The organism is Pontibacter sp. HSC-36F09 (assembly GCF_024171605.1).
In the GTDB taxonomy this organism is placed as follows: Bacteria; Bacteroidota; Bacteroidia; order Cytophagales; family Hymenobacteraceae; genus Pontibacter.
Map to the genome: position 1 here is coordinate 650,665 of NZ_JALKAA010000001.1, position 20,849 is coordinate 671,513.

The following is a 20,849-nucleotide window of genomic DNA, read 5'->3' on the forward strand; positions in this document are numbered from 1 at the left end:
AACAATTTATCCAACCTATAACCGATGCTATTTAAATCAAAGTTCTTATTGCCGGTACTAGCCGGTGCCATGTTGCTGCAATCTTGTGGCGACAAAAACAAAAGCGACGAATTTCGCACTACGGCTGACGGCCTGGCTTATAAAGTATATGAGCAGAAAGACGGTGAGTATGTGAACCGTGGCGAGATTGCTGCCAACGACACCTCAGGTGCCCGTCTGGGTCAGGTGATAACGATGCATATGTCGTACCGCACCGCCGATGACTCTGTGCTGTTCGATTCCCGCAAGCAGGGCCAGCCAGTGATGCTCCCGGTAATGGAGCCAACCTTTAAAGGCAGCCTGGAAAACGCCCTGACCATGATGCGTGCTGGTGACAGCGGCGTGTTCAAGATCAGTGTAGACTCACTTTTCGCCAACACTTTCAACCAGCCGATGCCTCCGTTTGTGAAGCCGGGCACACACTTCACTTTCTTCCTGAAAGCTGACAAAATTCAGTCTGAGCAGGAAGCTGTAGCCGACCAGCAGAAAATGTTCGAAGAGCAGATGCTGGCTCAGCAGGAGCGTGCTAAGGAGCAGATCAAAGTTGACGACGCTAAAATTCAGGAGTACATCAAAGAAAAAGGCCTGAAGAACGTACAGAAAACCGACGCTGGTGTGTACTACGTTATAACAGAGCAAGGCAAAGGCCCGAAAGCCAAAGCCGGCGACAACGTATCGGTGCATTACAAACTGTCTTTCCTGGACGGCAAGGAGCTTGAGTCTTCTTACGACAACCCGATGAGCGGTGGTCAACCGTTCACTTTCCCGCTTGGCCAGGGCCAGGTGATACCAGGTTGGGACGATGGCATTGCGCAGCTGAACAAAGGCAGCAAAGCCATTCTGCTAATTCCTTCTCCGCTGGCTTACGGCGAGCAGGCACGCGGCGAGCAAATGCCAGCCAACTCAATCCTGCGTTTCGACGTGGAACTTGTGGACATCAAAAACTAATTTCAGAATACCTTTAACCCGATTACCATGCACCTGACACATCCAAAGCAGAAACTGAGCACTTGGTTTGCAAAAGCTCTCTTCTTGTTCGTAGTGGTGGTTTCGTTTTCATCCTGCAAGGAAGAAAATGAAAACCCTTATTATATAACGCCTGAGCAGATCGAAGCCCAGAAAAAGGTAGACGAGGAGACGATCAGAAAGTACTTCCGAGCGAACAATGTAGACACGACCAAAGTGGTACGCTTGAACAGTGGCATTTACATCCTGACCAAAAAAGAAGGTGAAGGTGACTTGATTAAGCCTGGCAAGTATGCTGAGGTGCACTACATCGGACGACACATTAATAACGTAGCGTTTGACAACTCTTATACTAGAGGTAACTCATTGTCAGTACTTGTAGGCGCAGGTCAGGTAATCAAGGGCTGGGACGAAGGTCTACAACACATGCGCAAAGGTGAGCAAGCGAACCTGTATATCCCATCTTACATGGGGTATGGTATGTATGGCAGCAACAGTATTCCACCAAACTCCGTGCTGATCTTCGAAATAGACGTGCTGAATGTACGCTAACAACTATTTTGACATAAACAGAAAAGGCGGTGCATTTGCATCGCCTTTTCTGTTTATCAGCTCAGCACTTCCGAGAGTATAGCCAGCGATTTGATTTCGCCCAGCCGCTCCACGTGGAGCTGGTAATAACGGATCAGGATAGAGAGCATTTCGCGGCGCACCTTACCATTAGGTATAGCAGCCTGCGCAGGCGTGCGCAACAATTGGTCGAAGAGCTGCTCGTATGCCTGCAAGGCCAGAACCGGTGGGGCATCGGTCAGCGATTGTGCATTCGGAGAGAAGGCCACTTGCTCTACAATTTCCGTCCCGCTGCTCGGCCCGAAGCCCAAATGGTGGCTCAGGTGCAGCAGAAAGACCAGGTGAAAATTCTCGAAATGGTCCTGCAGCTCATCAAACTCGATGATGGCGTTGAACAGGAAATGAAAGAGCGCCGGGTTTTCCTCCTCCTCTTTGATAGTGCGCGACACCATCTCGGACAGAAACAGCAAAATGCTGCTTTTGCGGATGTCGAAAGGTATGGTAGCGTATGGATAGGCACTTTTGTACTCTGAAATGCGGGTGATGCCGCCCCTTTGCGAGGTATAGACCACCATATCGAGCAGCGTGAAAGGCTGAAACAGGGCAATGCGGGAGCCCGGGCCTTTTTTACGCACGCTGTTCACGATGTACGACTGCACGCCCAGTTGCTCGGTGTATACCTTGGCAATGATCGACGACTCGCGAAACTTGATATAGTTGAGTACGATGCCTCTTGTCTTGACTAACATTTAATCCAGTACGGCTATTTTAGTAATACAGGTTTGGCGTGCTTCGCGGCCATCAGAAAAGCCAGGTATACGCCAGCTTTTATACGCTTGCGTTATACTTGCGGGCATCTCAGGCGAGTGTACCTCCGGTGTCTTCGGCACAGGTAAAAAGATTCAGGTATAGATCAGGCTTATAGGAAACTGCGTCAAAATCACTAGAGACATTAGGGCCTGGGCCACAGGTATAGCACCCGCTTTTACCTCTTCTGTTTCATGCCTTCCTGAAAGCAGTGCCGGCAACGGGCTTCGTAAGATTCGGTCTCGCCCAGGAGCACCTGCTGCTCAGAGGGGGAGTTTCTAAAAGAGTAAGTTGCAATATCGCCGCACTGCACGCAAATAGCATGCACCTTGGTCACGTACTCGGCCACGGCCATCAAGGCCGGCATCGGCCCGAAAGGCTTGCCCAAGTAATCCATGTCCAGACCGGCGGCAATCACGCGCACGCCGCTATTGGCCAGCTTCACGCATACCTCGGCCAGGCCGTCGTCAAAGAACTGCGCTTCGTCTATACCTACCACATCGCAGCTGCCGCCCAGCAACAGCATATCCTGTGCAAAATCTATCGGCGTAGAGCGTATGGTGTTGGCGTTGTGCGACACCACATCCTCCTCGTGGTAGCGTTTGTCGATGGTCGGCTTAAAGATCTCCACCTTCTGCTTAGCAATCTTGGCCCTGTTCAGTCGTCGGATCAGCTCTTCGGTCTTCCCCGAAAACATCGATCCGCAGATCACCTCTATCCACCCTCTTCTGATTGCGTGGTTATCATTCCCAACGCGCGGTTCTATAAACATCTACTAATATGTAATGGCTAAATTGGCTAGTTGCTATACTTTATGTGCGGGAGCATGGTCTGCCGGGGCACACGTCCCTGGGCGTCTCCGCTCACTAATGTACACTGGCAGGTTAGTCTTTCGTTATCCTGCAGGCGGCCTTTGCTACGGTAGCGCTCTTCGCTGTCGGTGAGTGGCCCGAAATGCTCCAAACCCTCCTGCACCACAATACGGCAGGTGGTGCAGCGGCCTTTGGCGCCACAGGCGTGCATCCAATCTATGCCGTCGGCTTGCAGGGCCTGTAGCAGCGTTTGACCGGGTGCCACCTCTACCTGCCGATTGAACAGGTTTTGCACCGTTAAATTTGGCATATTATTTATTAACTTTACGAAAGAAAGGTATACCAATGGAAGACAAATATAATCAATTAAGGCTTGAACGTTACAGCAAAGAACTGGCAAATATGCTTTGCGACCGCCACTTTGCTGCACACGACACCATCAACGGACCCCAACTGATTGGCTTTACGCCCATTAAACAGGTCAATTTGTTTGTGATAAAAGAGCTTCTGCTTAAGTGGCACCACGAGATGGCCAACCTGCGCAGTCCATATTTTGACTATGAACATGAGGAGGTGAAAGAGGCGCTGCTCAACTTTATGAACGTGCTCTCGCGCAAAATCCTCATCAAACGCGACGCCTTTGAGCCCCTGCTTCAGAAAGCGATCCTCGACACGTTCCTGCTCAAACTATCCCCTGCAACCATGTTCGAAGAGAAGTTCCTGCGCATCCAGGAGGACATCACCCTGTCCAAACTGCAGGAAAACCTCAAGTACATCGACCTGGACAAGTCCCTGTTCGCGGGCTTTGTAGGCACGCTCTCACCCTCTAACCGCGACCGCGACTACATCCTGAGTCGCTTCAGGTTATACCTGAACGCCAACCGCGACAGCATTGCGCCACTGGCTGAGGTGCTGCAGGCATTCAATAGCCTGTTGCCGATTACGGAGGAAGAGATCAGGCAACAACAGATTTCACCTCTGGCCGCTTATGCCGCTTCTGTAGCCAAGCCTACGCCAGCCGCTCCAATCGAAGAGAAAGACGTGGTAGCGCCCATTCATATGGCGCAGCGTGAGGCTTCTATACCTGTAGCAGCGCCTGCCCCAGCACCAGCCATGGCAGCAGCGCCCCGGCCTGCCGCCATGTCCGACAACAACCTGAACGAGCGCTTCAAAGCGGCGGAGCGGCCTACCATGAATGAAAGGTTCAGCAAACCGGCCACTGCTTCTATTGGTGACTCGCTGGGCAACAGCAAGATAGAGTCGCTCAAAAACTCCATCTCGATCAACCAGCGCTTCAGCTTTATAAACGAGCTGTTTGATGGCGACAACATGACCTACTACAACACGATTCAGCAGTTGGACCAGTTCAGGAGCCCGGACGAGGCGACGCACTTTATCACCAACGACCTGGCCCGCCGGTATGACTGGAGCAAAAAGCAGGACAGCGTGAACAAGCTGCTCCGTCTGATCGAGCGCAAGTTCGCCTAGGCGCAGGCCATACATATCACATAAAAGACCTGTCCTTCGGGAGCAGGTCTTTTTTTTATACCTATCCGCTTTAGCCTCAATCCGCTACCCCGTCCCATTTTTTACCAAAGCAAAATAATTCAATCCAGGTATACCTCAGGCGTTGCAAATACGGATTCGAAACATTATTTATGCATTTTCTTTGGGGGCTGGAGCAGAGGCCACGGCGTTTTTATGTATCTGTTCGGAAAGAAAACAGTATACTTTATGCAACACCCAAAGATTAACCGCTCGTACTAACAATTCAAAATAACCTTATTATCAGCCATGAGAGACGATTTCGATTACGATGACGACTTAGATTACAGCTTCGATGATGAAGAGGAGGAGGATGACTTCGGGATGACCTTCGAAGAGGATTTATACCTGATGATACGGGAGAAACTCCGCGACACCATTCAAGAGTTCAAGGGCGAATACCCTGCCCTGAAAAAGCTGGAGACGCACGTGAGTAGTTTTAAGGTGAATGCCAAGAACACAGACGACTCTAAATTCTACCCACTGGCAGCCAAACTGCTGCTGGAGCACATAAAGCCATTAACCCAAGACTCAGAAGAGATTTTGGAAATTTACGAGAATATGCAAACCGACATTGGCCGCTTCAAAAACCAGCGCGCCCATGGCCATGAAGGAGAATTTTACCTGACTGCTTAGAATAGAACCCGAAAGCACTTATAGAAAAAGCCGCCCTATACCTAAAGGGCGGCTTTTTCTATATATGAATATAATTTATTTCTAATATTTATACCTGTTTCATTAAACGGGCAAAGTTTTTGCTACCTAATTTACAATCCTATAAATCTAATTACCGTAGGTATAGTACCAATTGCCCCGATTTATAATAAAACCGATACAAGGCAGGTTGGCTTCGTATAAGAATTAATATTTATTTACCTTTGTACCGGACTTACATGCAACCTTTTGGTGCCTCCGGGAATCCTGGATATAGTTAACACCAATTATCAGCTGTGATACACTCGCTACGACTCAACACGAAAATAAACAAACTTAATACTCCATCAGGAATGGCAGTAACACGACTTCTTGGTGGTGAAAGGCACCTTATCCAGACGGTGGATAAGAAGCTGATACTTACGACGCATCGCGTGATGATGCGGCAGAACAACTGGCTTTTTAAAAGCTACCAGTCTGTGATGCTCGAAGACATTACTTCCTGGCAGATCAAAGCCACAGGCAAGCCCCTATACCTGGCGCTAAGCGTCGTTTCGGCCTTTTTCGTTTACTTCAACGATGTATTTGCCCTCCTCAGCGGCTTCTTCCTGATGCTATACCTGATGACCCGGCAGCATCGCATTCATATCGAAGCACCCTATACCACCATGATCCTGCCGATTGAAGATGTAGAGGAAAACAGGCTCAACAGCATGATAGAGCTAGTGCGGCAAGCCAAGCGGGAGCGCATGGAAACGCTGAAGCAACAGGCAGAAAACCCCATTGCATTTGAGACAAATCATAAAAAGAGCGCCTAGGGCGCTCTTTTCTTTTTAGCCCTTTTTTTATACTTCACCCGCACAGCCAGAGGCATTTAATTGCGACCGTCCCTTAGAGTTGCTATATTTAGGGCCTTTAAATGCCATTGAGCTATGCCAGCAGAAGAATTAGTATACCCGGACCAGGTGAAAGACCACCAGCAAAAGATAAAGCAAGTGGTTCAGGAAGTGGGGAAAGTGGTGGTCGGACAGTCCTATATGGTGAGTCGGCTGCTCATTGGTTTGTTTACCGGCGGGCACATATTGCTGGAAGGCGTACCCGGACTGGCCAAAACGCTCACCATTAACTCACTGGCCCGCGCCCTGCGCCTTGATTTTCAGCGCATCCAGTTCACCCCCGATCTGCTGCCCTCCGACCTGATCGGTACCATGATCTATAACCAGAACGCCTCGCAGTTTGAGGTAAAGAAGGGACCCATTTTCGCTAACCTGATCCTGGCTGACGAAGTGAACCGCTCCCCGGCCAAGGTACAGTCAGCCTTGCTGGAGGCCATGCAGGAAAAGCAGGTGACCATCGGTGAGACCACTTACAAACTGGACCTCCCCTTTCTGGTGCTGGCCACCCAAAACCCGGTGGAGCACGAAGGTACCTACCCGCTGCCCGAGGCGCAGGTCGACCGTTTCATGATGAAGGTATACATCGACTACCCCAAGAAATCGGATGAGCTGGAGATTATGCGCCGCATGGCCAACATGGCCTTTAACGACACCGTGAACAAGGTGCTCTCCAAGGAGGATATCTTTGCCATCCGCAGCGAGATCAACCAGGTGCAGATTTCGGAGACGCTGGAAAAGTACATCATTGAACTCGTGTTTGCGACCCGCCGCCCTGCCGAGTACGATCTCAGCGAGTTTGCCGACTACATTCAGTTTGGTGTTTCGCCGCGTGCCAGCATTGCCATGAACCGAGCCGCCAAAGCCATCGCCTACTTCGACGACCGCGACTATGTGTTGCCCGAAGACATTAAGGAAGTAGCCCACGACGTAATGAACCACCGCATCATCCTCAACTACGAAGCGGAGGCCGACGGCATCAAAACCAAAGACTTTATTGAGGCGATCCTGCGTAAAGTTCCAATCAGCTAAGGTATACCTTACTATAGCATCTCCTTTCATAACTGGCTTCTATACCTTTCCGTAAGTTTTAACCCCAGCTGTTTTGTGCATCTGTACAGTACAGCCGGGGTTATGTATTTACTAACTAAGGTATAAACTATGTTAAGAGGCTTATTCAGGTTCTGGCTGCTAAGTAAATTGTTTGGCGGCCGGGGCGGTGCAGGTTGCGGAAGAGGACGTGGCGGTTGCGGCGGTATTGGGTGCCTGGGCATTATCGTACTCGCCATACTAGCCTATTTCCTGTTTCAATATCTGGGCGGAGGTGCAGGCACAACAGCAGACTTTTAAGGTATAGCTATGGATTAGAAGGTATACCTCATTTGCCTGACCCCGCAGGTATAGGCAACAAAAAAGGCCCGCTCTTTCGAGGCGGGCCTTGTGCGTAGTGTGGGAGACTAAGCCACACCACTATTGATTGTCGCAATTGATCTCACCCATAATGCGCAATCATTTTCTTATAAAGACAGGATTGATGCAGCAAAACTATACCTGCAATATTAGCTGTAGATTATTGTAAGGTTACTATATTGTTAAAATCTATCCTGGCTACCATCCGGCTGCCTCCATAACAGCAGCTTTTCCTTACCGCAACTGACAAAACCAACCCAGCCAATCCAATATTACCTGTATGTCAACAGGTTATAAATAAATATTAGGTTTAATTAATAGAAACTTAACCCCTCAGTAATATTGAGGTAATATAGCACCTCTACTTTTGTCGCATTAATCAGACTACAAATACAATGCGACAGAATCTCACCACAGTTCTATTTTTCCTGCTATCCGCTTTCCTTTCTGTGCATGCGCAGACTGGCAGTATACAGGGAGCCATCAAAGACGCCACGAACGGCGAAGAGTTGATTGGCGCTATCATCAAAGTGCAGGGAACGGGGCTGGGCGCTCCTTCGGATGCCTTCGGTAATTTCCGCATCGACAATATAAAAGAAGGTACCTATACCTTAGAAGTCAATAGCCTATCCTACGCGCCTAAAACGATTGCCGACGTGATCGTGACGGCAGGCAAAACCGCTACGGTTAATGTGGCGATGGAGCAGAACACATCGCAACTGGCGGAGGTGACCATAACAGCAAAAGGGAACAGGGAAACCGAGCATATTCTGCTATTAGATCAAAAGAAAGCCGTAATAGCGACACAGGCCATCGGCGCACAGGAACTCTCCCGAAAAGGGGTTAGTGACGCCGAAGGCGCGGTTGCCAAGATCTCAGGCATTTCAAAAAGCGACGGTTTAAAGAATGTATTCGTTCGAGGCCTGGGTGACCGCTACACCACCACCACCCTGAACGGCTTTGCCATACCTTCTGAAGACCCTGAGTTTAAGAACATCTCACTCGATTTTTTCACGAGCGATATGATTAAGTCGGTTGATGTGAACAAGGTATTCTCGGCATCTATGAATGGCGATGTGGGCGGCGCTCTGATCAATATCAATTCCAAAGAACTTGTTGATGACAAAGCCTTTCAAATCGGGTTCTCAACCGGTATAAACAGCCAGGTGCCAGGCAGCAACTTCTCGCTTCCAAGTGGCATGAACAAATTTGGTTACGCTACTGCATCTGGCATACCGGCAAGCCAGAACGGCGAGGAGTATGTAACAAATCACTCTTTTAACAACTCGCTTGACCCGGCACAGAAAAGCCCACTCCTCAATGGTGGCGTTTCCTTTTCGGGAGGCAGCAGATTCCTGAACAAACACCGCTTTTCTATAATGGGCTCCATGGATAACAAGTACCATTACCAGGAAGGAGTCGCCCGATTGATTACAGCAACCAACCCAGAGAACCCTTTCCGCGATTTTGACTACCAGCAATCCATGCGCAGCGCCTCCCACATGCTGGCGGGCAACCTGGAGTTTAACCTCAACAACAGCCAACTGAATTTCAATTCCCTGTACCTGCACACCGCCACGGCTGCCGCCTACGACTTCTATGGCAAGGAAACAGAAATATTCCAGAAGGCAGAGGATTATAATTCCGAAGGCCACCAAAGGCGCTTGCAAGTCAACGATAACTCGGTTTTTATAAACCAGCTCATCTGGAACGGAGACCTCTCGGACAGGATAAAATATAATGTAGGTGCTGCGGTAAACCACGTGATCGGCCAGGAACCTGACCGCAGAATCTTCATGCTGCCTTCTATCGGAAACGGCATGGTGGAACTGGGTATGGGGGAAGGAAGAAACCAACGCTTCAACAGCAAATTAACAGAAACTGCTTTTATCCCTAAAGTTAACCTGCAGTACGCGCTTTCGGCAGACCCGGAAAAACTTTCTTACGTCGAAGTCGGCTATAACGGCAGGGTAAGCTTCAAAGACTTCTCGGCCCCTACTTACAACCTTATCTGGTCTGGCGGACAAGGCACGCTCCCCACTTTCAGATTAGATGACATCCGCCTCGACCCATACTTTAACCAGGAGAGTCTGGCTAACGGCAATTTCCGGATGGAACACTTCAACGATACCTACGATGTTGAGTGGAATAACCATGGTGCCTATGTTGACATGGTACACAAGGTTGGAAACAAGCTTACTTTAAATGCAGGGGTAAGGGCAGATGATGTTAACATGAAGATCAACTATAATGTTAACCGCGGCGCTGACCAAGGATCTAATACGATAGATGAACTCTTCCTATCGCCCAGCTTTAATGCCAAGTACGAGCTCGACGATAAAAACCATATCAGAACAGGCATCAGCCGCACCTATACCTTGCCGCAGGATAGAGAGGTATCGCCCTTCATTTACCAGGGAATCTTTGGCCCGGAGAATGGCAACCCGAATCTGGAACCTTCCACCAATTACAACTTCGACTTGAAGTGGGACTTTTATCCATCAGCAGGCGAGCAGATGTCAGTGAATGCTTTTTACAAACACATTCTCAACCCAATTGCGCGGGTTGACCAGGGCAACTCAGCAGGCCTGAGAACCTACGACAACGTGTCGGATAACGCAGTGGCAGCCGGTCTTGAGGTAGAAGTGCGGAAATCGCTGATGAACCTTGCCGAGAAGCATCGTTTGAATGCCGGCCTGAATGCGTCCTACATCCACACGAACGTAAATCTTCCAAGCTTTTTTACTGAAACCTCCTCTACTCTGGAAGGTGCCGCACCTTACATTCTTAATGCGGACCTGACTTACAATCTGGTAACCGACAAAAATGTAGACGTAACGTCTGCGCTGGTGCTGAACTACCTGAGCGACAAAGTTCACACCTTAGGTACACGTGGCTTTAACAACCTGATCGAGAAGAGCATCACGACCTTAGACTTTGTAACCGCAGTGGGCCTTAACGAGCATCTCAAGCTCAATCTGAAAGCCAAAAACCTCTTAAACCCTGCCTATAAGCTCACCAGAGAAGGTGCCGGCTCAGATACAAATGCGCAGAGTGTTACGATCGGCAGCTATAAGAGAGGCGTTCAATTCGATTTCGGAGTGACCTACCAGTTTTAACAATTCAATAACGTTCCGGTCACATTCAGTTGATCTACCGATTTTAAATTTGTATAAACAATAAGAAAAATGAAAAAGACATTCCTTTACCTGTTACTGCTTCCGCTGGGTCTGTTCTCATGCAAAGACGATGACGACACTACAAACCCGGAACCAGGGCCTGCGGCCACAAAAGAGCTAAGCGGTGATATTTCGACCGATGTAACGCTTGACCCAAGCACCGAATACAAACTGACAGGGTCGCTGCTTGTTGTTAATGGAGGAAAACTCAGAATACCTGCGGGTACAGTTATCAAAGCCGATAAGGGCTTTAACAAGTACATTCTTGTAGAGCAAGGCGGCCAGATCTTTGTGAACGGCACAGCCGACAAACCGGTAAAAATAACCTCTGGAGCAGCTGATCCGAAGCAGGGCGATTGGGGTGGTTTGATCATCAACGGCAAAGCAAGACTTTCCGGCCCGGCCGGCAAGGTTACTACCAGCACCACAGAAGTTAACCCGGCCGTTATTTACGGCGGCGACAATAACAACGACAACTCGGGCTCAATCGAATACCTTATCCTGGAGTATACTGGTGCAAAGTCTTCAGCCGATATTGAGCACAACGGCCTGACGCTTAATGGCGTGGGAAGCGGCACTAAGATCGAGAACGTTTACATACCTTACGGTGCTGATGACGCGGTTGAGTTCTTTGGCGGTTCAGTAAATGTGAAGAACCTGTTAGTGGTAGATTCTGACGACGATATGTTTGACGTAACGCAGGGCTGGTCAGGCACACTAGATAACGCCTATGGTGTATGGAAGGCCGGCTATACCAGCACAGAATCTGACCCACGTGGCGCTGAGCTGGATGGCAACCTAGATGGCAACACTCCTGGCGACGTGAACCAGTCTGACTTTATCTTCAAGAACATCACAATCGTGAACGAGTCTACTTTCGAGATGCAGGATGCTGTTAAAGTTCGCAGAGGAGCCAAGGCAACTATTACCAACCTGCTTGTTAAAGGTACCATTGCTACAGACCTGATCGACTTGACAGATGGCAAGGGCAACGGAAATGCAGGAACTGTAATCGAATACAAAAACGACGGTATGACAGTTAAGCAGGAAGTTAAAAACCCTGAAAACGCTGACATCAAAGTTAACAGCGCTATTACAGGTGCCAATACAACAGCATTCGGCTGGACTGGCTACAAGTTCTAAGTAAGAGTTAAAATATAAATCGGGCTGTCACAGAGTAAATCTGTGGCAGCCCGATTTGTTTGTGGGTTACTGACAGGCGATGTCTTTCGTGCTAAAGCTCGCACTGTGGACTGGGCAGAATGGAATGCCACCAACCTACAAAATCTCCCATAAGTTTTAATTAAAGGCGTTGCATCAAGAGTCAGAGGTCTCCTCTGACTCTTTGTGTTAACAGGTAGTTTGGCCAAAGGTATAACAGGCAGAAAATAGTGGCTGATACAATGGAGATGACGGCCCGCTTATATCTATACCTAGAGCTGCCTTCTCTCACCGTATCTTCATTCTTAACATAACCGTAACATGGCCGTAACCTTCAGGTAATACTGGAGTGGTTATTTTGTACCGTGATTCAGAACAAGCAAAACGGCCTGACTAACCATTGCAAACTTTGAAACACGCAGGCTAGACTACTGCGACTTAAGTAATAACACTACAGCAAGACATTAGCTTAATTCTCACCCTTAACTAATACAGCGCGTGAACCACAACCTCAAAGGAGTCCTTTTGGTGCTCTTAATCAGTCTCTTCTATACCTCCAGCACACAAGCCCAGACCGTAAACGACACCAGGTTCGGCAAAGGCCTCCAGTTCGTGGCCGCCGATTCCTCTTTCAGCCTCAGGCTTGGCACCCGCTTTCAGCTGCTTTACCAGGGTGGCAACACGCCCGCCACCGGCAACTGGGACGACCGCTTCCTGATTCGCCGCGCCCGCCTGAAGTTCGACGGCTTTGCCTTTTCCCCCAGACTGGAATACAAAATTGAGGTCGGCCTGAGTAACAGCGACATTGGCAGCGACGTGCCTGACCTGACCAACAACGCCGACAACATGATACTCGACGCGGTGGCCAAGTGGCACCTCACCCCTAACCTGCAACTGTGGGTAGGCCAGACCAAACTGCCGGGTAACCGCGAGCGCGTGGTGTCGTCGCAGAAGATGCAGTTTGTGGACCGCAGTCTGCTCAACTCGCGCTTCAACCTCGACCGCGACGCGGGCCTGCAACTGCACCACGAGCACCAGCTAGGTCAGGTTGTATTAAGAGAGATCGGCTCCATTTCGATGGGCGAAGGCCGCGACATTACCGTCAACAACACCGGCGGCTACGACTACACAGGTCGTTTTGAGATCCTCCCTTTCGGGGCGTTTGAAGGCGGTGGCGATTACGTGGGCAGCGACATTGAGCGCGAGCAAACACCCAAACTCGCACTGGCTACTTCGTTCGACTACAACAGCAACGCCGCACGTTCGCAAGGGCAACTCGGCGACTTCCTGAGCGACACGCGCAGCCTACGCACCTGGTTTGTGGATGCCATGTTCAAGTACCGAGGCTTTTCGGCCATGGGCGAGTACGCCAACCGCAAAGCCACCGATGGGCCTGTGGTGCTGCGCGACGACCTGGGCGACGTGGCGGAAACTTTCGTGACGGGCAAGGCCCTGAACCTGCAGGCGGGCTACCTGTTGCCGACCAACTGGGAAGTGGCGGCCCGCTATACCGACTTCAACCCGACAGCCGTGACAGGTATACGCCAACAGGACCAGTATACCCTGGGCATATCAAAATACATAGTGGGGCACTCGCTGAAGGTGCAGAGTGACGTAACGCTGATACAGGAAGCAAACCGCGAAGACCGTACCCAGTTCAGGTTACAAATGGAATTAGCCTTATAATAAAACCAACTGATTACCAAATAAGTACACCCGCTTAACAATTCAATAGAAAGAGACCAGACACTATAACTTATACATCCTAAAATCAAATTGTATGCTAAACCTTAGCTTTTCCCGATTCAAACTTAGCGCAGCCATCCTGGTGGGTGCTTCGCTTGCTTTCACATCGTGCGGCGGCAACACCCAGGAAGGCGGCAGCGACATGTCGGGTTCTATCTCGATTGACGGCTCTTCTACGGTATACCCTGTGACGGAAGCCGTGGCCGAAGAATACCGCGCCGAGGCTCCGGACGTGAAAGTAACCGTGGGCGTGTCGGGCACGGGCGGTGGTATGAAGAAATTCTCCCGCGGCGAAATCGACATCGTAAACGCCTCCCGCTCTATCAACGATTCAGAAGCGAAGACGGCAAAAGAAAACGGTATCTCCTATGTACAGCTTTCGGTAGCTTATGACGGCCTGACTGTGGTCGTGCACCCTTCCAACGACTGGGCAAAAGACATTACTGTGGCTGAGCTGAAGAAAATGTGGGAGCCTGAAGCGCAGGGCACCATCACGCGCTGGAACCAGATCCGCCCGGAATGGCCTGACAAAGAGATTCACCTGTACGGTGCAGGCGTGGAGTCTGGCACGTACGATTACTTCACCGAAGCCATTGTAGGCAAGAGCCACTCGAGCCGCGGCGACTATACCGCCAGTGAAGACGACAACGTGCTGGTGCAGGGCGTGTCGACTGACCCGCTGGCGCTGGGCTTTTTCGGATACGCTTACTATGAAGAAAACAAGAGCAAGCTGAAAGCTATACCTGTAGACAACGGCGCAGGCCCTGTACTGCCGTCGCTGGAAACTGTGAAGGACGGTTCTTACGCCCCGCTTTCGCGCGCCCTGTTCTTGTATGTTAGCTCTAAGGCCGTGGTTAGACCAGAAGTGGTGGACTTCATCAACTTCTACCTCGAAAACGCAGGTGAGCTGGCTCAGGAGGTAGGTTACATTCCCCTGCCTGACAACGTGTACAACGAGCAGAAACAGAAGTTCGAGCAATTTGCCACCGGTGCCGCTACGGCCAAACAATAATTTCCTGAAATAACCAGCGCAGGTATAGCCCACGGAGACAAAGGCTATACCTGCGCTTCAATTAAAAGCACCTTGAGAGTACAGGAGAAAATAATAGAAGGCTTGCTGTGGCTGTCGGCCGCCATCACGATACTGGTCACGGTCAGTATTATTTGGGTCTTACTGTCGGAGTCAATCCAGTTTTTCAGCGAAGTGTCCATTTTGCGCTTCCTGACGGAGAAGGAATGGACGCCCCTCTTTGCTGACAAGAAGTTTGGTATCATGCCGCTCGTGGCGGGCACCTTCCTGACCACAGCCATTGCCATTGCGGTGGCGTTGCCCATCGGGCTCACCATCGCCATCTACCTGAACGAGTATGCCCATGCCCGTTTCAAAACCATTATCAAACCTTTGCTGGAAGTGCTGGCCACTATACCTACGGTAGTCTACGGCTTCTTCGCCCTGACTGTGGTAACGCCTTTCCTGCAATCGTTTATACCTGGTCTGGCGGGCTTCAACGCGCTGTCGGCCGGCATCGTGATGGGTGTCATGATCATCCCAATGATTTCCTCGCTGAGTGAAGACGCCATCAGCGCCGTGCCCCGCTCTTTGCGCGAGGCCGCCTACGGCATGGGCTCCACCCGCCTGCAGACCGCTTTCGGGGTGATGGTGCCCGCCGCTTCGTCAGGTATACTTGTGTCGGTGATTCTGGCTATTTCTAGAGCCGTGGGAGAGACCATGATTGTGGCCATTGCGGCCGGTCAGCAGCCGCGCCTTACGCTCAACCCGCTGGTGCCGATCGAAACAATTACCACCTACATTGTGCAGGTAAGTATGGGCGATGTGCCGCACGGCTCGCTGGAGTACCGCACTATTTTCGCGGCAGGCATGACACTGTTCGTATTCACGTTTTTGCTGAACAACCTCAGCTTCTGGATTAAAAAGAAATATCAGGAAAAGTATGACTAACTCCGAGAAAAACCGCCTCAAAGATAAGGCCTTTCAGGTGTTCGGTATTTTTTGTACCTTCATCGGACTGGTGGTACTGGCCATCTTCCTGATCGATATCGTAATAGAAGGTATAGGTCGCATCGACTGGGATTTTCTGACCAGTCTGCCCTCGCGCCGTGCCGCCCGCGCTGGTATACTTACTGCCTGGGCTGGTACACTCTGGATTCTGGTATTGTCCGCGCTAATTGCTTTCCCGCTAGGTATAGCCGCCGGCATCTACCTGGAGGAGTACGCCAAGAAGACGAAGCTCTCGGATTTCCTTGAGATTAACATTGCCAACCTGGCTGGCGTACCGTCTATTATCTATGGTTTGCTGGGTCTGGAACTGTTTGTACGTTTTATGCATTTAGGACCGGTTTTGCTGGTAGGTGCGCTCACACTCTCGCTCCTTATCCTGCCCATCGTGATTGTAACAACACGTGAAGCGATCAAGGCCGTGCCCCGCACCATCCGCGACGGTTCTTTTGCACTGGGTGCCTCTAAATGGCAAACAGTGTGGAACCAGGTACTGCCCGCCTCGTTTGGCGGTATCCTGACGGGCGTGATTCTGGCGCTCTCACGGGCGGTGGGCGAAGCGGCCCCGCTTATTGTGATCGGAGCGTTGGCTTACGTGCCTTTCGTCCCTAAAACACCGATGGACGAGTTTACGGTGCTGCCGATCCAGATTTTCAACTGGACCTCGCGTCCGCAGGCGGCCTTCCTGACCAATGCGGCGGCCGCCATTATTGTCCTGTTATTGATTACCTTCTTGCTGAACGGCATTGCAGTATACCTGCGTCACCGTCAGCAAAAGAAAATAAAATGGTAAGTTTTCACCCATGACCAAGAAACACAACAAGTTAGAAGCCACAAACCTCGATGCCTTTTACGGCGATTTTCATGCGCTCAAGAACATCAACGTAGCCATGGAAGAAAAGGCTGTCACGGCCTTCATCGGTCCGTCGGGCTGCGGCAAGTCCACGTTCCTGCGCACCCTTAACCGCATGAACGACTACATCGACGGCTTCCGCATTCAAGGGCAGATTTTGCTGGACGACCGCGATATTTACGCTAGTAATGTACGGGTAGACGAGCTCCGCAAAGAAGTAGGTATGGTGTTTCAGAAACCGAACCCCTTCCCGAAGACAATTTTCGAGAATGTAGTCTACGGCCTCAGAATACAAGGTATAAAAGACAAGAAAGTATTGCAGGAGGCCTGCGAGACGTCGCTACGCCAGACTGCACTTTGGGAAGAAGTGAAAGATAAGCTCGATAAATCGGCGCTGGCACTTTCAGGTGGGCAGCAGCAGCGCCTCTGCATTGCCCGCGCGCTGGCCATTTCGCCGTCGGTTATTCTGATGGACGAGCCCACATCGGCCCTTGACCCGATTTCAACGGCCAAAATCGAGGACTTGATTCATGAGCTGAAGCAGCACTACACCATCATTATTGTGACGCACAACATGCAGCAGGCAGGCCGCGTAAGTGACCACACTGCCTTCTTCTACATGGGTGAGCTGGTGGAGTATGCCAAAACGAAAACCATGTTTACGAGCCCAAAAAACGAGCGTACGCAGAACTACATTACAGGCCGATTTGGTTAATAGGTGCTCACCGCCGATTCACGTATAGGAATTTAGTCTCACGCAAATAAAGACATACGAATGCTACATATTGATGAAGAACTTAACCGGCTGCGGGAAAAGCTGTTGGAAATGTGGGACCTGGTTGACTACCAGCTCACTAGTGGACGCGACGCCGTGATGAATGCCGACCATGAACTGGCAGACCAGATTATCAAGCTTGAACGTAAGGTCAATAACTACGACATCAAAATCGACCGGATGTGCGAAAACTTTTTCGCCCTGTATACCCCTGTGGCGGTGGACCTGCGCACGGTGCTGGCCATGCTGAAGATAAACACCAATCTGGAGCGCATCGGCGACACTGCCGAGGGGATGGCCCATTTCGTTAAAAAACTCGACCGTCCCTTCGACCCTGAGCTGGTAGAGCTAACGAACATGATGGTGATGTATGACCAGGCGCTTGCCATGTTCCGCGAATGCCGCGTCGCGCTCGTAAAAGACGATACAAAGCTTGCCAAGGATGTCATCAAGCTCGACAAGGCTCTCAACAAAATATACCGCAAGTCGGACGTGATTATCACCAAATACCTGCAGGCTAATCCTGATCGCATACCTGAAGCACTGGCACTCCTTTCTATTATTAAGAAATTGGAACGCGTAGGCGACCAGGTGACCAACATGGCCGAGGAAATCATCTTCTACCGCGAAGCGAAAGTGGTGAAGCACAAAAGGAAGAAGAAAAAGAAGGAAGATTAAATCGCTGATGGCTTCGTAGTGGTTCGCGGGGAGTAAATCCGACATGATTAAAAATAAGTGGCGCAGGTTTTCGGACCCGCGCCTTTTTTATGAACTCGGGTTTGTGATGGATGGGCGCAGATGCCTCTACCATATCGGACTTGAAAGCCTCGCTATACCTAGCGCTCTCTCTCGTGGGACGCGAGCGAGGGCATCACTCTAATGCTCACCGGCTATACCTGCTATACCTGAGCTTTCCCCCTACGGCAACTAGCCGTTTATAACCTCGACCTTGTACACCTTGGGACTGGAATTATACCCTCGCCAGGTCATATGCTGCCCCTTAGTAATTATACAATTTGTATCGTACCTTTACGCAAAATCACGAAGGTGCTGTTTAAAGAAGTCATATACTTAATGCAGAAGGATTTCCTGCTGGAGTGGCGGCAGAAGTATGCTTTCAATGGCATGCTGCTCTACGTCAGCAGTACGGTGTTCGTCTGCTACCTCAGCTTCGGGCTCCGCTCGAACGCCCTGCAGGTGCCCGTCTGGAATGCGCTGTTCTGGATTATCATGCTTTTTACGTCGGTCAATGCCATTGCCAAGAGCTTTATGCAGGAGAACCGCGGCCGGCTGCTCTACTTCTACTCCATTGTAAGTCCGCAGGGCATCATTCTGGCCAAGATACTATACAACGCCTGCCTGATGCTGGTGCTGGCGCTGATCTGCTTTGTGTTCTACGCTTTTGTGCTGGGCAACCCTGTGGAAGACATTCCGATGTTTTTGCTCAGCATTCTGCTCGGCGCCATTGGTTTCGCGACCTCACTCACCATGATTTCAGGTATAGCCTCCAAGGCCGCCAACAGCAGCACACTCATGGCAGTGCTCAGCTTCCCAGTGATCGTGCCCATGCTGCTGATGCTGATTAAAATGTCCAAAAACGCCATGGATGGACTGGAGCGGGCTGCGAGTCTCGACGAACTACTTACTTTGCTTGCCATAAACATGATCGTTGTCACTGTTTCTTATATTTTGTTCCCTTACCTTTGGCGTTCGTAAGGTATAGCCTATTAAGTAAGGTATAGCCGGCGCTAACCAAGGTATAAGTAGCTAAGTTACCTAAAATTAAAACACAGTTTCAGCGCAGGTTTGCGACAATTTGGGCGTCAGAACTGTTAGAAATAAAAAGTAGAATGGAAGCCGGCCCCCATTGGCTTTCGTCAAAATAAGAGAAGAAGGAACATGAAGAAGAACTGGTGGAAAATACTGACCGTGCTGCTGCTGGTGTTTACCGTGGCAGTAGGTATGCTGTCGGAAGTCCCCCGACTGGCCATCCTGAACGAGACGATCCGCAACCTGTACTTCCACGTGCCGATGTGGTTCGGAATGATTCTCATTCTGTTGGTTTCGGTGGTCTATTCTATTAAGTACCTGCGCAAGCCAAGCTTCAGGAACGACATTATCGCGCACGAAGCTGCCAAGGTGGGCATCCTTTTCGGCGTTCTGGGCATCGTGACAGGTATGGAGTGGGCCAAGTTTACGTGGGGCGAGTACTGGAGCAACGACCCGAAACAGAACGGTGCGGCAATTGGCCTGCTGATTTATTTTGCCTACCTCGTGCTGCGCAGCTCTTTTGCCGAGCAGCAGCAACGCGCCCGCATCAGCGCGGTATACAACATCTTCGCTTTCGCAGCCCTTATCCCATTGCTTTTCATCCTGCCACGCCTGACGGACTCGCTTCACCCGGGCAACGGCGGCAACCCCGGTTTTAACGCATACGACCTTGACAGTAGCCTGCGAATGGTGTTTTACCCGGCCGTGCTGGGCTGGACGCTACTGGGCGTCTGGATTATAAACGTGAAATCAAGACTTGAATTACTGAGACAACGCATATATGAAAATGTTTAGAATACTGGCCATCTGCTGCCTTATGCTGGGCGTCCTGTTCGCCTTTGAGCCTACCATGGCAATGGCTCAAGACCAGATGGTGGAGTTCTCGTCAGCGCCGCAGCAAAACATCGAAATGGCCGATACCCTGCGCCAGGACGGCAAGATATACGTGGTGGTAGCCGTGCTGCTTACTGTGCTGGCAGGCGTGCTGTTCTACCTGATTGCCCTCGACCGCAAGGTGGGCCGACTGGAGAAACAGCTGAAAGACGAGTACGTGAACCGCTAAAACTTTTTTGCCCGACTGGGGCGAAAAATGACAAATATCCCTATCTGCGATGGATTTAAAACATTCTATCGTGTGTTAGGCTAACAGAAATGGAGTATCTATAATCAGGTAAAGATGAAAAAATCACACATCATCGGCATTATCGTTATCGCCATGGCCATTGGTATTATCATGACCACGGCTGGTGACGCAAGTACCTATGTTTCATTTGGCGAGGCCATTGAACTGGCAGAAGACGGGAAATCCACGAAAGTGCACGTGGTAGGACGCCTCAAGAAGGATGACAAAGGGCACATCGTAGGTATGCAGTACGACCCGCTAATGGACCCGAACTACTTCGCCTTTACACTGGTGGACACCAACCGCTTTGAACAGCGTGTGGTCTACTTCAACCCAAAACCGCAGGACTTTGAGCGCTCTGAGCAGGTTGTGATTACGGGCAACATGCAAAACGATGTGTTCGTGGCCGACAAGATACTCCTCAAGTGCCCGTCTAAGTACACGGAGAACGAAATTCAAACCAACACCGCAGGTATATAAATTAGTTAAAAGTTAAGAGTGAAGAGTTAAAAGTCTTTTTATACCTCTT

General features: G+C 50.3%; 22 protein-coding genes. 19 read left to right on the plus strand and 3 right to left on the minus strand.

Features of this window, described 5'->3' with window-relative positions; translation table 11 throughout:
* Positions 1-24 precede the first annotated feature (24 nt).
* The gene (locus L1278_RS02950; RefSeq protein ID WP_253400974.1) at positions 25-987 is read left to right on the plus strand and encodes an FKBP-type peptidyl-prolyl cis-trans isomerase; all 963 of its coding nucleotides are present in this window, start codon (positions 25-27) and stop codon (positions 985-987) included.
* A gap of 27 nt (positions 988-1,014) precedes the next feature.
* Positions 1,015-1,557, plus strand: coding sequence for an FKBP-type peptidyl-prolyl cis-trans isomerase (locus tag L1278_RS02955; protein WP_253400975.1), 543 nt, complete (start codon positions 1,015-1,017; stop codon positions 1,555-1,557).
* 56 nt (positions 1,558-1,613) lie between these two features.
* Here L1278_RS02955 and recO read toward each other — a convergent pair whose 3' ends face one another.
* The 3 genes from recO to L1278_RS02970 form a co-directional block, all read right to left on the minus strand.
* Positions 1,614-2,324 (minus strand): DNA repair protein RecO, encoded by a 711-nt coding sequence (gene recO / locus L1278_RS02960; RefSeq protein ID WP_253400976.1) that lies wholly within the window; start codon positions 2,322-2,324, stop codon positions 1,614-1,616.
* A 236-nt stretch (positions 2,325-2,560) separates the two neighbouring features.
* Complete coding sequence (locus tag L1278_RS02965; RefSeq protein ID WP_253400977.1) at positions 2,561-3,154, minus strand: thymidine kinase; 594 nt, start codon at positions 3,152-3,154, stop codon at positions 2,561-2,563.
* A gap of 26 nt (positions 3,155-3,180) precedes the next feature.
* On the minus strand, positions 3,181-3,504 hold the full coding sequence (locus L1278_RS02970; protein ID WP_253400978.1) for a 2Fe-2S iron-sulfur cluster-binding protein: 324 nt from the start codon (positions 3,502-3,504) through the stop codon (positions 3,181-3,183).
* A 35-nt stretch (positions 3,505-3,539) separates the two neighbouring features.
* Here L1278_RS02970 and L1278_RS02975 point away from each other — a divergent pair, with 35 nt between their 5' ends.
* From L1278_RS02975 to L1278_RS03055, 17 genes are all read left to right on the plus strand, one after another.
* Positions 3,540-4,682, plus strand: coding sequence for a hypothetical protein (locus L1278_RS02975; protein ID WP_253400979.1), 1,143 nt, complete (start codon positions 3,540-3,542; stop codon positions 4,680-4,682).
* Between the two features lie 306 nt (positions 4,683-4,988).
* Entirely contained in the window at positions 4,989-5,375 is a 387-nt protein-coding gene (locus L1278_RS02980; RefSeq protein WP_253400980.1) for a hypothetical protein, read from the plus strand.
* A gap of 371 nt (positions 5,376-5,746) precedes the next feature.
* On the plus strand, positions 5,747-6,211 hold the full coding sequence (locus tag L1278_RS02985) for a hypothetical protein (RefSeq protein WP_253400981.1): 465 nt from the start codon (positions 5,747-5,749) through the stop codon (positions 6,209-6,211).
* A gap of 114 nt (positions 6,212-6,325) precedes the next feature.
* On the plus strand, positions 6,326-7,318 hold the full coding sequence (locus tag L1278_RS02990; protein WP_253400982.1) for a MoxR family ATPase: 993 nt from the start codon (positions 6,326-6,328) through the stop codon (positions 7,316-7,318).
* A 129-nt stretch (positions 7,319-7,447) separates the two neighbouring features.
* Positions 7,448-7,636 (plus strand): hypothetical protein, encoded by a 189-nt coding sequence (locus L1278_RS02995; protein ID WP_253400983.1) that lies wholly within the window; start codon positions 7,448-7,450, stop codon positions 7,634-7,636.
* 455 nt (positions 7,637-8,091) lie between these two features.
* On the plus strand, positions 8,092-10,815 hold the full coding sequence (locus L1278_RS03000; protein ID WP_253400984.1) for a TonB-dependent receptor: 2,724 nt from the start codon (positions 8,092-8,094) through the stop codon (positions 10,813-10,815).
* Positions 10,816-10,884: 69 nt separating this feature from the next.
* Positions 10,885-12,018, plus strand: a complete 1,134-nt coding sequence (locus L1278_RS03005) for a hypothetical protein (protein ID WP_253400985.1) — start codon at positions 10,885-10,887, stop codon at positions 12,016-12,018.
* Between the two features lie 516 nt (positions 12,019-12,534).
* On the plus strand, positions 12,535-13,722 hold the full coding sequence (locus tag L1278_RS03010) for a porin (protein WP_253400986.1): 1,188 nt from the start codon (positions 12,535-12,537) through the stop codon (positions 13,720-13,722).
* Between the two features lie 94 nt (positions 13,723-13,816).
* Positions 13,817-14,794, plus strand: a complete 978-nt coding sequence (locus L1278_RS03015; protein WP_253400987.1) for a PstS family phosphate ABC transporter substrate-binding protein — start codon at positions 13,817-13,819, stop codon at positions 14,792-14,794.
* A 72-nt stretch (positions 14,795-14,866) separates the two neighbouring features.
* Complete coding sequence (pstC, locus tag L1278_RS03020; RefSeq protein ID WP_253400988.1) at positions 14,867-15,742, plus strand: phosphate ABC transporter permease subunit PstC; 876 nt, start codon at positions 14,867-14,869, stop codon at positions 15,740-15,742.
* Positions 15,735-16,592: a phosphate ABC transporter permease PstA gene (gene pstA / locus L1278_RS03025; protein ID WP_253400989.1), complete on the plus strand. Its 858-nt coding sequence runs from the start codon at positions 15,735-15,737 to the stop codon at positions 16,590-16,592. The genes pstC and pstA overlap by 8 nt, the downstream gene beginning before the upstream one ends.
* A 10-nt stretch (positions 16,593-16,602) precedes the next feature.
* A complete protein-coding gene (gene pstB, locus L1278_RS03030; RefSeq protein ID WP_253400990.1) occupies positions 16,603-17,367 on the plus strand; it encodes a phosphate ABC transporter ATP-binding protein PstB in 765 nt (254 codons plus the stop codon).
* Between the two features lie 60 nt (positions 17,368-17,427).
* Entirely contained in the window at positions 17,428-18,105 is a 678-nt protein-coding gene (phoU, locus tag L1278_RS03035; protein WP_253400991.1) for a phosphate signaling complex protein PhoU, read from the plus strand.
* Between the two features lie 396 nt (positions 18,106-18,501).
* Positions 18,502-19,143 carry a heme exporter protein CcmB gene (locus L1278_RS03040; protein ID WP_007652356.1) on the plus strand — a complete coding sequence of 214 codons (642 nt, stop codon included), beginning with the start codon at positions 18,502-18,504 and terminating at the stop codon, positions 19,141-19,143.
* Between the two features lie 183 nt (positions 19,144-19,326).
* Entirely contained in the window at positions 19,327-19,992 is a 666-nt protein-coding gene (locus tag L1278_RS03045; protein WP_253400992.1) for a cytochrome c biogenesis protein, read from the plus strand.
* Positions 19,979-20,260, plus strand: coding sequence for a CcmD family protein (locus L1278_RS03050; RefSeq protein WP_253400993.1), 282 nt, complete (start codon positions 19,979-19,981; stop codon positions 20,258-20,260). Before L1278_RS03045 ends, L1278_RS03050 begins: the two co-directional genes overlap by 14 nt.
* 114 nt (positions 20,261-20,374) lie before the next feature.
* Complete coding sequence (locus L1278_RS03055) at positions 20,375-20,800, plus strand: cytochrome c maturation protein CcmE (RefSeq protein WP_253400994.1); 426 nt, start codon at positions 20,375-20,377, stop codon at positions 20,798-20,800.
* Positions 20,801-20,849 lie beyond the last annotated feature (49 nt).